The organism is Mycobacterium sp. SMC-17 (assembly GCF_045310915.1).
Taxonomy (GTDB): Bacteria; Actinomycetota; Actinomycetes; order Mycobacteriales; family Mycobacteriaceae; genus Mycobacterium.
The window spans coordinates 26,416-39,419 of the sequence record NZ_JBJIAK010000025.1; the positions used below are offsets into that span (position 1 = coordinate 26,416).

At 67.5% G+C, this 13,004-nt stretch carries 12 protein-coding genes; 8 read left to right on the top strand and 4 right to left on the bottom strand.

The genetic code is table 11. From position 1 onward, the window contains the following. Positions 1-18 precede the first annotated feature (18 nt). Both ACJH7A_RS17170 and ACJH7A_RS17175 read right to left on the bottom strand, forming a co-directional pair. A complete protein-coding gene (locus ACJH7A_RS17170) occupies positions 19-816 on the bottom strand; it encodes an ABC transporter ATP-binding protein (protein WP_406802400.1) in 798 nt (265 codons plus the stop codon). Beyond that, positions 813-1,484 carry a FadR/GntR family transcriptional regulator gene (locus ACJH7A_RS17175; protein WP_073694231.1) on the bottom strand — a complete coding sequence of 224 codons (672 nt, stop codon included), beginning with the start codon at positions 1,482-1,484 and terminating at the stop codon, positions 813-815. Before ACJH7A_RS17175 ends, ACJH7A_RS17170 begins: the two co-directional genes overlap by 4 nt. A 159-nt stretch (positions 1,485-1,643) precedes the next feature. On the opposite strand from ACJH7A_RS17175, the gene ACJH7A_RS17180 reads away from it, so the two are divergent. Then, positions 1,644-3,317: a 2-isopropylmalate synthase gene (locus tag ACJH7A_RS17180; protein WP_406802403.1), complete on the top strand. Its 1,674-nt coding sequence runs from the start codon at positions 1,644-1,646 to the stop codon at positions 3,315-3,317. Here ACJH7A_RS17180 and ACJH7A_RS17185 read toward each other — a convergent pair. After that, entirely contained in the window at positions 3,304-3,759 is a 456-nt protein-coding gene (locus tag ACJH7A_RS17185; RefSeq protein WP_406802420.1) for a peroxiredoxin, read from the bottom strand. The two genes, ACJH7A_RS17180 and ACJH7A_RS17185, sit on opposite strands and share 14 nt — an antisense overlap. Positions 3,760-3,773: 14 nt before the next feature. On the opposite strand from ACJH7A_RS17185, the gene ACJH7A_RS17190 reads away from it, so the two are divergent. The 7 genes from ACJH7A_RS17190 to ACJH7A_RS17220 all read left to right on the top strand — a co-directional run bounded on the left by ACJH7A_RS17190 (position 3,774) and on the right by ACJH7A_RS17220 (position 11,681). Beyond that, positions 3,774-5,309: an anthranilate synthase component I gene (locus tag ACJH7A_RS17190; protein WP_406802404.1), complete on the top strand. Its 1,536-nt coding sequence runs from the start codon at positions 3,774-3,776 to the stop codon at positions 5,307-5,309. Next, positions 5,306-5,908: a TIGR02234 family membrane protein gene (locus ACJH7A_RS17195; RefSeq protein WP_406802405.1), complete on the top strand. Its 603-nt coding sequence runs from the start codon at positions 5,306-5,308 to the stop codon at positions 5,906-5,908. The genes ACJH7A_RS17190 and ACJH7A_RS17195 overlap by 4 nt, the downstream gene beginning before the upstream one ends. A 129-nt stretch (positions 5,909-6,037) precedes the next feature. Next, positions 6,038-6,856, top strand: a complete 819-nt coding sequence (gene trpC, locus ACJH7A_RS17200; protein WP_073694234.1) for an indole-3-glycerol phosphate synthase TrpC — start codon at positions 6,038-6,040, stop codon at positions 6,854-6,856. Between the two features lie 38 nt (positions 6,857-6,894). Then, positions 6,895-8,166, top strand: coding sequence for a tryptophan synthase subunit beta (gene trpB, locus ACJH7A_RS17205; protein ID WP_406802406.1), 1,272 nt, complete (start codon positions 6,895-6,897; stop codon positions 8,164-8,166). After that, positions 8,163-8,954 carry a tryptophan synthase subunit alpha gene (gene trpA, locus ACJH7A_RS17210; protein WP_406802407.1) on the top strand — a complete coding sequence of 264 codons (792 nt, stop codon included), beginning with the start codon at positions 8,163-8,165 and terminating at the stop codon, positions 8,952-8,954. The genes trpB and trpA overlap by 4 nt, the downstream gene beginning before the upstream one ends. Continuing rightward, complete coding sequence (gene lgt, locus ACJH7A_RS17215; protein ID WP_406802408.1) at positions 8,951-10,732, top strand: prolipoprotein diacylglyceryl transferase; 1,782 nt, start codon at positions 8,951-8,953, stop codon at positions 10,730-10,732. The genes trpA and lgt overlap by 4 nt, the downstream gene beginning before the upstream one ends. A gap of 328 nt (positions 10,733-11,060) precedes the next feature. Continuing rightward, positions 11,061-11,681, top strand: a complete 621-nt coding sequence (locus ACJH7A_RS17220; RefSeq protein WP_073694291.1) for a TetR/AcrR family transcriptional regulator — start codon at positions 11,061-11,063, stop codon at positions 11,679-11,681. A 98-nt stretch (positions 11,682-11,779) separates the two neighbouring features. Here ACJH7A_RS17220 and ACJH7A_RS17225 read toward each other — a convergent pair whose 3' ends face one another. Beyond that, the gene (locus ACJH7A_RS17225) at positions 11,780-12,934 is read right to left on the bottom strand and encodes an LLM class flavin-dependent oxidoreductase (RefSeq protein WP_073694292.1); all 1,155 of its coding nucleotides are present in this window, start codon (positions 12,932-12,934) and stop codon (positions 11,780-11,782) included. Positions 12,935-13,004 lie beyond the last annotated feature (70 nt).

The following is a 13,004-nucleotide window of genomic DNA, read 5'->3' on the forward strand; positions in this document are numbered from 1 at the left end:
TGCACGAATCCCTACCAGCTAGCCGATGCGGGAACTCGCGGAGGCGCGTGCGGACCAGCGGCCGTCGTCATAGCCGACGGTCACCGGATGCGAGAAGGCCTCTGTCACATGATCGGTCGTTACCGTATCGACCGCCGGGCCCACCGCGATGGTGCGGCCGTCGGCGATCAGCAGGGCGTGCGACGTGGACGTCGGCAGCTCCTCGAGATGATGCGTCACCAGGATCGACGCCATCTCGGGGTGTGAATGTTCCAGCGCGTCAAGGGTTTCCAGCAGCTGTTCGCGGGCAGCCACGTCCAGGCCGGTGGTCGGTTCGTCGAGCAGCAGCAGCCGTGGCTCGGCGATCAGGGCACGGGCGATCAGGGTCCGGCCCCGCTCGCCCTGCGACAGCGTGGGCCACACGGCGTCGGCCCGGTGAGTTAGTCCGACGGTGCCGATCAGTGCGTCGGCGCGCCCGATGTCGTCAGCGGTCGGCGTCCAGCGCGCCGCGATGTCGATGGTGCCGGTGATGCCCGTCAGCACGACCTCGCGGACGGTCAGCGGATACTGCAACCGGTGCCGTGGATTGACGTGGCCGATCGACCGGCGCAGCGGGGCCAGGTCGGTCCGGCCCATCTGTGCGCCCAGCACCCGCACGGTACCCGTCGTCGGGAACGTCACCGCGCCGCAGAAGCCGAGCAGCGTGATCTTGCCTGCGCCGTTGGGGCCGAGCAGTGCCCAGTGCTCGCCTTCCTGGACCGTCAGCGAGATGCCGTCGATGATCTGCTTGCCCTCGCGGCGGAAGGTCACCTGGTCGAGTTCGAGGACCGGCGTCATGAGAACGATTCCTTCAGGGTGCTCAGGTGGGTGCGGCTGGCGTCGGCGGCCGCGGCGGGATCACGCGCCACGATGGCGTCGGCGAGCTGCTGGTGTAGGGCGTGGTCGCACGGCTCCGAGGCGATCGGGCGAATTTTGAGCATGTCGATCATCGCGAGCCGTAGTCGGGGGAGGAACAGGTCGAACAACTGGATCAGTACGTCGTTGTGGGCCGCAGCGATCACCGCGCGGTGAAATGCCATGTCCGCGTCCACATGTTCGGGTACCGACTGGCCGGTGACGCCGCGGGCGGCGAGGGTGCGCCGGATGACGCGAATGTCGGCCGGCGTGCGGCGGGTGGCCGCCAATGCCGCGCCCTCGGCCTCGATGGCGATGCGGGCTTCGATCACCGAGGCGATGTTCGCGCTGCGCAGCACGGTGTCCCAGTCGTCGGGGACATCGAGGGCGGTGACGAACACGCCGGCGCCCTGGCGGCTGTCGAGGACGCCTTTTCCGGCGAGTTCGCGGATGGCCTCGCGCAGGGTCGAGCGGCCGACGCCGAGCTGGGCGGCCAGGGTGGTTTCACCCGGAAGGCGTTGTCCCAGTGCCCATTCGCCGTCTTTGATGCGCGTCAGCAGGAGCTGTGCGGCTTGCGCCGCCAGGGGTTGACGCTGTACCTGCGCGACCATGAAACCTCTCTACTTGTCTGAGGAGTTGTGTATAGTCTAGCCATCATGACGCGCGTGCTCCTCCTTGGCTGCCGCGGCGGGGTCTGACACGACCGGCCCCCTGCCGTGGGGCTTCGTCGCGACCGGTCACTTCCTCACCTGACCGAAAGCAGACCACTCATGAGCACCACCTGGAACCGTCAACAACCGTCGTCCATGCCCTGGCATCGCTACACCGATGTCTTCAATCGTGTGGAAGTCCCTATCGCACACAGGGATTGGCCCAACAACCGAATCACCGCCGCGCCGCTCTGGGTTCCCGTCGACCTGCGCGACGGCAACCAGGCCCTGGCTGAACCGATGGACCCCGATCGCAAACGTCAGTTCTTCGAACAGCTCGTCGCCATCGGCTACAAGGAGATCGAGGTCGGCTACCCGTCTGCCTCGCAGACCGACTTCGACTTCGTCCGGCTGCTCGCCGAAACCGACATCGCACCAGACGATGTCACCATCGCGGTGTTCACCCCGGCCCGCCGCGACCTGATCGAGCGGACCGTCGAATCGGTGCGGGGCATGCGCAACGACGTCGTCATCCACATGTACACCGCGACCGCGCCGACGTGGCGAAACACCGTGCTGGGCAAGGATCGTGACGAGCTGCGCAGTCTGATCCTGCATGGCGCGCTCGACGTGCTGACGTTGACGGAGGACATGCCGAACGTCAGGTTCCAGTTCTCCCCGGAGGTGTTCAACCTCACCGAGCCCGATTATGTGCTGGAACTCTGTGACGCCGCAACGCAGCTGTGGGACGCCACCGCGGATCGGCCGGTGATCCTGAATCTGCCTGCGACCGTGGAGGTGGCGACGCCCAACGTGTATGCCGATCAGATCGAGTACATGCACCGGAACCTCGCCCGCCGCGATGCGGTGATCCTGTCGATACACCCGCACAACGACCGGGGGACAGGCGTGGCCTGTGCCGAATTGGCAGTCCTGGCCGGGGCGCAACGCGTCGAGGGCTGCGTGTTCGGCAATGGCGAGCGCACCGGCAACGTCGACATCGCCACCCTGGCGCTGAATCTGTATGCGCAGGGCGTCGACCCGATGATCGACTTCTCCGACATCGACGCGATCGCCCGCACGGTCGCGCACTGCACGCGGATGCCCATCCACGAGCGGCATCCGTACGTCGGCGACCTGGTGCACACCGCGTTCTCCGGCACGCATCAGGACGCCATCAAGAAGGGCCTGGCCGAACATAGTGCCCGGGCCGCTGCGGAGAACAAGTCGGAACGCGAAATCGATTGGCGCGTACCGTATCTGCCGATCGATCCGGCCGACATCGGCCGCAGCTACGACGCCGTCATCCGGGTCAACTCACAGTCCGGAAAGGGCGGCATCGCCTATCTGCTGCACACCGGGTACGGACTGGACCTGCCCCGACGGCTGCAGATCGACTTCGCCCGCCATGTCCAGGCCCACACCGACGGCAGTGGCACCGAAGTGACGGCCGCTGAGCTGTACGACTTGTTCGAGGCGACCTACCTGGGCTGCGGCGGCCCCGTCGAGCTGAAGGATTGGCACACCAACAGCGACGAGACCACCGAGATCACCGTGACCGTCAACGGGATTGCGCACACGAGCACACATCGCGGCGTCGGTCCGGTCGAAGCGCTGACCCTGGCACTGGCCGACGTGGGCCGGACCGTCGAGATTCTGGGCCTGACGCAGCAGTCCATCGGCGCGACGGCGGTCACCTACCTCGAACATCGCGGCGGCTGGGCCTGTGGCCGCAGCGACTCGGTGCTCACCGCGTCACTGGCCGCGGTGATCCGGGCGGCTAACGCGTCCTGAGCACCTCGAGCGCCTTGTCGGCGTGAGAGTCCATCGAGATCTCGCTGGCGATGACCTCGAGCACCGTGCGGTCGGTGTCGATGACGAACGTGGTCCGCTTGACGGGCATCAGCTTGCCGAGCAGACCACGTTTCACACCGAACTGTTCGGCCACCGCACCCGAGGTGTCCGACAGCAGCGGGTAGTCGAAGCTGTGCTTCTCGGCGAACTTGTCCTGCTTTTCCACCGCGTCCATGCTGATCCCGACCCGGGAGGCGCCGACGGCCGCGAACTCGGCGGCGAGGTCGCGGAAGTGGCAGGCCTCGATGGTGCAGCCCGGCGTCATGGCCGCGGGGTAGAAGAAGAGCGCGATCGGCCCATTCGCCAACAGTTCGGTAAGGCTGCGGTTCGTCCCGGTCTGGTCAGGGAGAGAGAAATCCGGAACCACGTCGCCCGTCTTGATAGCACCGTTCATGGTTGCCACGCTACTTCTGGGAGGATGACCGCGTGAAGACGACCTCACGTGAGGAATTCCAGGCGCTGGCCGCCGAGCACCGTGTCGTGCCGGTGACGCGCAAGGTGCTCGCCGACAGCGAGACGCCGTTGTCGGCCTACCGCAAGCTGGCCGCCAACCGTCCCGGCACGTTTCTGCTGGAATCGGCGGAGAACGGGCGGTCGTGGTCGCGCTGGTCGTTCATCGGCGCCGGTGCGCCCTCGGCGCTGACGGTCCGTGACGGTGAAGCCGTCTGGCTCGGCACCACACCGCAGGGCGCGCCGAGCGGCGGCGACCCGCTGCAGGCGGTGCGCGACACGCTGGCGCTGCTGCAGACCGCGCCGGTGCCGGGGCTGCCGCCGCTGTCAAGCGGGCTGGTGGGGTACTTCGCCTACGACATGGTGCGGCGCCTGGAACGCCTCCCCGAACTGGCGAAAGACGATCTCAAGCTGCCCGACATGGTGCTGCTGCTGGCCACCGACATGGCCGCCGTCGACCACCACGAGGGCACCATCACCCTCATCGCCAACGCCGTCAACTGGAACGGCACCGACGAGCGCGTCGACTGGGCGTATGACGATGCCGTCTCCCGCCTCGACGTCATGACCAAGGCGCTGGGGGAGCCGCTGCCGTCGAGCATCGCGACCTTCAGCCGGCCACAGCCGCAACCGCGCCAGCAGCGCACGGTCGAGGAGTACACGGCCATCGTCGAGAAGCTCGTCGGCGACATCGAGGCAGGTGAGGCGTTCCAGGTGGTGCCCTCGCAGCGGTTCGAGTTGGACACCGCCGCCGACCCGATCGACGTCTACCGCATCCTGCGGGTCACCAACCCGAGCCCGTACATGTATCTCCTCAACGTGCCCAATGCCGAAGGCGGCCTTGACTTCTCGGTGGTCGGCTCCAGCCCGGAGGCGCTCGTCACGGTGACGGACGGCGTGGCGACCACCCACCCGATCGCCGGCACCCGCTGGCGCGGCGCCACCGAAGAGGACGACGTCCTCCTCGAAAAGGAGCTTCTGGCCGACGACAAGGAGCGCTCCGAGCACCTCATGCTGGTCGACCTGGGCCGCAACGATCTGGGCCGCGTCTGCAAGCCCGGGACCGTGCGCGTCGAGGACTACAGCCACATCGAGCGCTACAGCCACGTCATGCACCTCGTCTCCACCGTCACCGGCCACCTCGCCGACGACAAGACCGCGCTGGACGCCGTCACCGCCTGTTTCCCGGCGGGGACGCTGTCGGGGGCGCCGAAGGTCCGGGCCATGGAACTCATCGAAGAGGTCGAACTGACCCGCCGCGGCCTGTACGGCGGTGTGCTCGGGTACCTCGATTTCGCCGGCAACGCCGACTTCGCCATCGCGATCCGCACCGCGCTGATGCGTGGCGGCACGGCCTACGTGCAGGCCGGTGGCGGCGTCGTCGCAGACTCGAACGGGCCGTACGAGTACAACGAGTCGTCCAACAAGGCCAAGGCCGTGCTGGCGGCGATCGCGGCCGCCGAGACGCTGAGCGAGCCGTGAGGACCACCCGCACCGCCCAGCTGCTGCTGCTCGTCGCCGCCCTGATGCTGTGGGGTGCCTCCCGGCTGCCCTGGGTCGACGTGTCGTCGTTCGACGGGCTGGGCCAGCCGAAGACGACGACGCTGTCCGGCGCGGCCTGGTCAACGGCCCTCATCCCGCTGGCACTGTTGGCCGGAGCTGCCGCGGTGGCGGCGCTGGCCGTACGGGGCTGGGCGCTGCGGCTGCTGGCACTGCTGGTCGCCGTGGCGAGCGCGGGCATGGGGTATCTGGCCATCAGCTTGTGGGCGGTCACCGACGTCTCGGTGCGCGCCGCCGACATGGCGCAGATCGCGGTCATGTTCCTGGTGGGGACACAGCGGCACTACTGGGGCGCCGGGGTGACGCTGGCTGCCGCAGTGTTGACGCTGGTCGGAGCCGTGTTGCTGATGCGCTCGGCCGGCCGGGGAGCGGTTGCGCCGGCGACCTCCAAGTACGCCGCGCCGGGCGCGCGGCGCGAAGCTGCGCAGGAGGAGGCCTCCGACGGCATGTCCGAACGGATGATGTGGGACGCCCTCGACGAGGGGCACGATCCGACCCAGAACGACGGCGGGAGCAAATGAGCGTCAGCGAGGAGCCGAAGGCGGATCGCGCGTGAGTGTGGCCCGGTGGCAGTCTGCGCCGCCCTGGCGACTACCCTTCGAGATGATCATCTGGCTTGCCGAACCGGCACGGAAGGACGACGACGCGTTATGACTTCGGGGACCGTGCTCGACTCCATCATCGAGGGAGTTCGCGCTGATGTTGCCACCCGCGAAGCCGCGCTGAGCCTGACCGAGGTCAAAGAGCGGGCCAAGCAGGCGCCGGCCGCCAAGGAGGCGCTTGCCGCCCTGCGTCAGCCGGGCATCGGCGTCATCGCCGAGGTGAAGCGGGCCAGCCCCAGCAAGGGGGCGCTGGCGCAGATCGATGATCCCGCCAAGCTGGCCAAGGCCTACGAGTCCGGCGGCGCGCGGGTGATCAGCGTGCTGACCGAGGAGCGTCGCTTCAACGGCTCGCTGGCAGACCTGGACGCCGTGCGTGCCGCGGTGTCGATTCCCGTGCTGCGCAAGGACTTCATCGTCACGCCGTACCAGATTCACGAGGCCCGGGCCCACGGCGCCGACATGCTGCTGCTGATCGTCGCCGCGCTGGAGCAGTCGGTGCTGACCTCGATGATCGACCGGACCGAGTCGCTCGGGATGACCCCGCTGGTCGAGGTGCACACCGAGGAAGAAGCGGACCGCGCCATCCAGGCCGGTGCCAAGGTCATCGGCGTCAACGCCCGTGACCTCAAGACCCTCGAGGTCGACCGCGACTGCTTCGGCCGTATCGCGCCCGGCCTGCCGAGCAACATCATCCGGATCGCCGAGTCGGGGGTGCGTGGCACCGCCGACCTGCTGGCCTACGCCGGTGCCGGCGCCGACGCCGTCCTCGTCGGTGAAGGCCTGGTGACCAGTGGCGATCCCCGCAGCGCCGTCGCCGACCTGGTGACTGCCGGCACGCACCCGTCCTGCCCGAAACCAGCCCGCTGAATTGCGGGCTCCTGCGCGAAGAAGCAGCCCGAGTTCTCATGTCTGATCACACAGGTACTGAATTGCCGCGGATGAGCGCGGCGGTCGCCGAAGCCACGAGCCACGACCCCGACGCCAAGGGGCATTTCGGTGCCTACGGCGGCCGTCTGGTGCCCGAGGCCCTGATGGCGGTCATCGAGGAAGTCACCGCGGCCTACGACAAGGTCCGCACCGACCAGACCTTCCTCGACGAGCTCGACCGGCTGCAGCAGCACTACACAGGCCGGCCGTCGCCGTTGTACGAAGCGACGCGCCTGTCCGAACACGCCGGCGGCGCGCGGCTTTTCCTCAAGCGGGAAGACCTGAACCACACCGGTTCTCACAAGATCAACAACGTGCTCGGCCAGGCGCTGCTGGCCAAGCGCATGGGCAAGACCCGCGTCATCGCCGAGACCGGCGCCGGCCAGCATGGCGTCGCCACCGCGACGGCCTGCGCGCTGCTGGGCCTGGAGTGCGTCGTCTACATGGGTGCGGTCGACACCGCCCGGCAGGCGCTGAACGTCGCCCGGATGCGGCTGCTCGGCGGCACCGTGGTGTCGGTGGAGGCCGGTTCGGCGACCCTCAAGGACGCCATCAACGAAGCCTTCCGCGACTGGGTCACCAACGCGGACAACACCTACTACTGCTTCGGCACTGCGGCCGGGCCGCACCCGTTCCCCGTCATGGTGCGCGACTTCCAGCGCGTCATCGGCATGGAGGCACGGGTCCAGGTGCAGGAGCAGGCCGGCCGGTTGCCCGACGCGGTGACCGCCTGTGTCGGTGGCGGATCGAACGCCATCGGCGTCTTCCACGCCTTCATCGATGACCCGGGCGTGCGTCTGGTCGGTTTCGAAGCAGCCGGTGACGGTGTCGAAACCGGAAGGCACGCCGCCACTTTCACCGGCGGCTCGCCGGGCGCGTTCCAGGGATCCTTCTCCTATCTGCTGCAGGACGAGGACGGCCAGACCATCGAATCCCATTCGATCTCAGCGGGTTTGGACTACCCGGGCGTCGGCCCCGAGCACGCGTACCTCAAGGACATCGGCCGCGCCGAGTACCGGCCGGTGACCGACACCGAGGCCATGGAAGCGTTCGGCCTGCTGTGCCGCACCGAGGGCATCATCCCGGCCATCGAGTCGGCGCACGCCGTTGCAGGCGCGTTGAAACTGGGTAGCGAGCTGGGCCGCGGCTCGGTGATCGTGGTGAACCTGTCCGGCCGCGGCGACAAGGACGTCGAGACCGCCGCGAAGTGGTTCGGGCTGATGGACGGCGAGACGGGGGAAGCGTCATGAGCCGACTGGCTGGATTGTTCGAATCGTGCCGCGCTGAAGGGCGTTCGGCGCTGATCGGCTACCTGCCGACCGGCTACCCCGATGTGCAGAATTCGATCGATGCGATGGTCGCCATGACCGAATCCGGTTGCGACATCATCGAAGTCGGCGTCGCGTACTCCGACCCGGGCATGGACGGGCCGGTCATCGCCGCCGCCACCAACACCGCTCTGCAGAACGGGGTTCGCGTCCGCGACGCGTTGAAGGCCGTCGAGGCCATCAGCAACGCCGGCGGGCACGCCGTCGTCATGACCTATTGGAACCCCGTGCTGCGCTGGGGCGTCGACGCCTTCGCGCGCGACCTGGCGTCGGCAGGCGGGCTCGGGCTCATCACGCCCGACCTCATCCCAGACGAGGCCGACGAATGGTTCGGCGTCTCCGACGCCCACAACCTGGACCGCATCTTCCTGGTGGCGCCGTCGTCCACCCCGGAGCGGCTGGCTGCCACGGTGCAGGCCTCGCGCGGGTTCGTCTACGCCGCGTCGACCATGGGCGTCACCGGCGCGCGGGATGCGGTGTCGAACATGGCGCCAGAGCTGGTGTCCCGCGTGCGGGCCGTGTCGGACATCCCGGTGGGTGTCGGGCTCGGCGTGCGCTCGCGCGAGCAGGCCGCCGAGATCGCGGCCTACGCCGACGGCGTCATCGTCGGCTCGGCGCTGGTATCCGCGCTCGGCGACGGCGGCATTCCCGCGGTACGAGCATTGTCCGAAGAACTGGCCCACGGAGTACGACAGAAAGTTTCCGCGTGACCACATCGTTGCTGGCATACATCCCGAGTCCGGCCCAGGGCGTCTGGCACTTGGGGCCAGTACCGATCCGGGCGTACGCGCTCTGCATCATCACCGGCATCATCGCCGCGCTGATCATCGGTGACCGCCGCTGGGTCGCTCGCGGTGGTGAACCGGGCGTCATCTACGACATCGCGCTGTGGGCAGTGCCCTTCGGCCTCATCGGCGGTCGCCTGTACCACCTGATGACCGACTGGCGAACCTACTTCGCCGAGGGCGGCGCGGGCATCGCCGGCGCCGTCCGCATCTGGGATGGTGGTCTGGGCATCTGGGGTGCGGTGGCACTCGGTGGCGTCGGCGCCTGGATCGGCTGCCGCCGGCACGGAATTCCGTTGCCCGCGTTCGGTGATGCTGTCGCTCCCGGCATCATCCTGGCGCAGGCCATCGGCCGCCTCGGCAATTACTTCAACCAGGAGCTGTACGGCCGCCCGACGGATCTGCCCTGGGGTCTGCAGATCTTCCAGCGCAGCGACGGCTCCGGCGTGGTGAACCCGCACCTGCTCAACGGGGTCTCGACGGGGCAGGTCTACGAGGTCGTGCACCCGACGTTCCTCTACGAATTGCTGTGGAACCTCCTGGTTTTCTTCATCCTCCTGTGGGCCGACCGCCGCTTCAAGCTGGGCCACGGCCGGCTGTTCGCGCTGTACGTCGCCGCCTACTGCGTCGGCCGCTTCGGCGTCGAGCTGATGCGCAGCGACACCGCGACGCTGATCGCCGGTATCCGCGTCAACTCGTTCACCTCGACGTTCGTATTCATCGGTGCCGTGGTCTACATGATGGTGGCGCCGCGGGGCCGTGAAGATCCGTCGACGCTCGCCGGTCGGCGTACCGACGACGGCGTCGACGTCATCGAGCTCGACAGCGGAGCTGTCCTGAAGGTCCCCGCGGCTGTCGCGGCGGGGGCTGGTGCTGCTGCTGCCGGCGCTGGTGCGGCTGCCGGGGACGACGACGACGAGGAACCCGCCGCCGACAGTGATGTCGCGGACGAGGCCGACGCCGCTGAGACCCAGTCCGACGAGACCGAAGCTCTCGCTGAGGTGTCCGACGAGGATGAGGATGCGGTCGACGCCGAGGATGCCGTAGAAGATTCCGCCGACGAATCTGTCGAGGAGACAGTCGATTCCGACGACGTCGAAGCCGAAGACGAGTCCGACACCGAGGCCGAGGACCTGGCTGGCGATGAGGCTGAGACAGCCGCGGAATCCGAGGAGACAACGGAATCCGACGAGTCAGCTGACGAGGCGGCCGAGGAGACGGCGGTTGCTGACGCCGATGACAGTGCTGATGTCGAGGATGCCGAGGCCGAAGCTGCTGAGGAATCCGAGGGGACAACGGAATCCGACGAGTCAGCCGAGGAGACGGCGGTCGTCGACGCCGATGACAGTGCTGATGTCGAGGATGCCGAGGCCGAAGCTGCTGAGGAATCCGAGGGGACAACGGAATCCGACGAGTCAGCTGACGAGGCGGCCGAGGAGACGGCAGTTGCTGACGCCGATGACAGCGCCGATGTCGAGGCCGAAGCTGCCGAGGAATCCGACGGCGAAGCTGCTGAAGTAGCCGACGAGGCAACGGAATCCGGAGACTCTGCTGACGACAGCACCGACGACGAAGAAGCCGACGCCGAGCCTGTCGAGGATGCCGCACCGAAGGTGGAAGCCGCCGAAAAAGTCGAGCCGGTTGGGGTTCCGGTGTGGGAGCCGCCGGCTGCACGGCGCCGCTGGTGGCGTCGTCAGGGCTGAGTCAGGCTTTGCAGGCCGCGAATGTGCATACAGGTCAACGGATCTGCCCGCATGCGGCGCTGTGTGCACATTCGGCAGACCTCGTCGTTGACCCTGCGCTGAGGGCGGAAAAGCTCGAGTGATTAGGGCCCTGGGCGCAGTGTCAACCGACCCCGGGCGTTGGCCCTGCGCTGAAGGCGGAAAGCTCGAGTACCGGGGACCCTGGGCGCGGGATCAAGCAGCATCGCGCAACCTCACATTCACCCTGTGACCACTGTGAATACGATTCGACTTTCATGCGAACGGTATGTTCCCGACTCACCGGTTGTTTTGGGAATCCGGTGGTTGGATGTCCCCTGTGGATGACATAGCCGACAGGGCGCAGCTGCAGCAGTCTCGGCAGGACCGCATCCTCAATGCTGCTCTGCAGGTGTTTGCGCAGCGGGGCACGTCCGATGCGACGTTGCAGATGGTGGCCGACCGCGCCGGGGTTTCGGTCGGGTTGGTGCAGCACCATTTCGGCACCAAGGATGGGCTGATCAAGGCCGTCGATGACGTGGCCATGAAGCTCATCAGCAGCACTTTGTTCGCCGCGCTCGCGGCTCCGGGCCCCGATTCGGTGGCCACGATCGGTCGGGCGGTACGTGGTCTGCTCGCCGATCACCTGGTGGTCATGGACTACCTGGGCCGGGCGGTGGCTTCCGAAACACCCAGCGGGATGGCGATATTCGATGCGATGGCGCGCAGCGGCATCGAGCGGTGGCAGCGCATGGTCGAAAGTGGAGACGCGGTCGACGGACTCGATGTGGTCTGGGCCGGATTGAATCCGTTGATCGTGACCTTGGGGTCGGTAATCCTGCGCCGGCACCTCGACCGGCATCTGCCCGCGCCGTTCACCTCGGAGGCCGAGTTGGTGCGCTGGGAAGAGTCGGTCAACGAGTTGATCCGTCACGGCCAGTTGCGCCCATAACCCCCCGCTGCGTTTGCCCCAACCGTTACAATACGGCAATATTGTCGCTGGATTGCAGCGAACGTCGGTGTCGAGGGGTCACCGACGTTCGCGCGCCATCAGAGCTTCTTGAGCCGCCGGACGATCTGGTTGAACGGCTGGACCGAGATCATGCCTTTCCGCAGGCTGCGCTGCATGAAGCTGAGGTTGGCCAGCACCATGTACCGGACTCCGCAGTCGCGCCATTCCGCCGCCTGCTCGAGGACTTCGTCGGGCGTGCCATTGAGGCAGATGTCCCGCATCAGCGACGGCGGGACCGCGTCGACCAGGGATAGCGCCGTTCCTTCGTCGATGCCGTGCGGCAGGAAGTCCTGCGCGCCGGAGAAACCCGATCCCAGGGGATGTTCGGCACCGTGGCGGCCGAACATCTCATCGCTGGCGTTGAGTGCGAACGACTTGAGCACCTCTGAATCCAGTGCCGTGTCGACGTCGTCCCTGCTGCGGCCGGTCACCACGAACAGCATTACGGCAGGCAGGACGGACATGGGGTCGCGTCCGGCGTCCGACGCCGCGTTGCGAATGACTTCCAGCCGCTGGGCATAGTCTTTCGGCTGGTGCGGGAATGCCGGAAAGTAGGCGTCGCCGTAGCGTCCTGCAGCACGCAGCATTCGTGGACCATGGGCCGCGATCCAGATCTCGGGCCACTTTCCTCGGTAGGGTGGCAGTTCGAAGACCGCGTTGCGCAACGGGAAGTATGGCGAGTCGCGGTTGACCAGTTCGCCGCCCGAATCCCAGAGCGCCCGGATGGTGGCCATGGCCTCCTCGAAACGCGCGACCGGTTTGGACCAGTCCACCCCGTAGGGTTCATTGCCTTCCCGTTCGCCGGGTCCGATGCCCAGGATTGCCCGTCCACGGGTGAGCAGATGCAGCGTCGCCGCGGCCTGCGCGGTGACGGCGGGGTTTCGCCGTCCGGTGTCGGTCACGGCCACGCCGAGCCGCAGCCGACCAACCCGGTTGCGAGCGGCGATGTGGCCCAGCATGGTCCACGGCTCCAAGCTGGCGTCGATCGTCGGGACCACCTTGGCGGCGCCGCTGTATTTCCGCTGCCACAAAGAGCGGGGGAAGAGTTGGTTGAGGTGGTCGGGTACCCAGAACGAGTCGACACCCGTGGCGACCGCCCCCAGGTAGTTGGCTCGGGTCATGGCGTCGACGGTCGGTCGAGCCGCGAGGATGACGTCCGAAGTGCCGACGCGGAATCCCGTGTTGCTTGTCATGTGCTGCCCCTCGGAGTCGGTCAGTCCACTGTCTGATGCGCGGACCCGCAGGACATCAGCCGAACGGCGT

Bases quoted from the DNA above. Each gene is read 5' to 3' on its own strand.
- ACJH7A_RS17170 (WP_406802400.1), bottom strand. From the start codon at position 816: ATGACGCCGGTCCTCGAACTCGACCAGGTGACCTTCCGCCGCGAGGGC.
- ACJH7A_RS17175 (WP_073694231.1), bottom strand. From the start codon at position 1,484: ATGGTCGCGCAGGTACAGCGTCAACCCCTGGCGGCGCAAGCCGCACAG.
- ACJH7A_RS17180 (WP_406802403.1), top strand. From the start codon at position 1,644: ATGAGCACCACCTGGAACCGTCAACAACCGTCGTCCATGCCCTGGCAT.
- trpC (WP_073694234.1), top strand. From the start codon at position 6,038: ATGACTTCGGGGACCGTGCTCGACTCCATCATCGAGGGAGTTCGCGCT.
- trpB (WP_406802406.1), top strand. From the start codon at position 6,895: ATGTCTGATCACACAGGTACTGAATTGCCGCGGATGAGCGCGGCGGTC.
- trpA (WP_406802407.1), top strand. From the start codon at position 8,163: ATGAGCCGACTGGCTGGATTGTTCGAATCGTGCCGCGCTGAAGGGCGT.
- ACJH7A_RS17220 (WP_073694291.1), top strand. From the start codon at position 11,061: ATGTCCCCTGTGGATGACATAGCCGACAGGGCGCAGCTGCAGCAGTCT.
- ACJH7A_RS17225 (WP_073694292.1), bottom strand. From the start codon at position 12,934: ATGACAAGCAACACGGGATTCCGCGTCGGCACTTCGGACGTCATCCTC.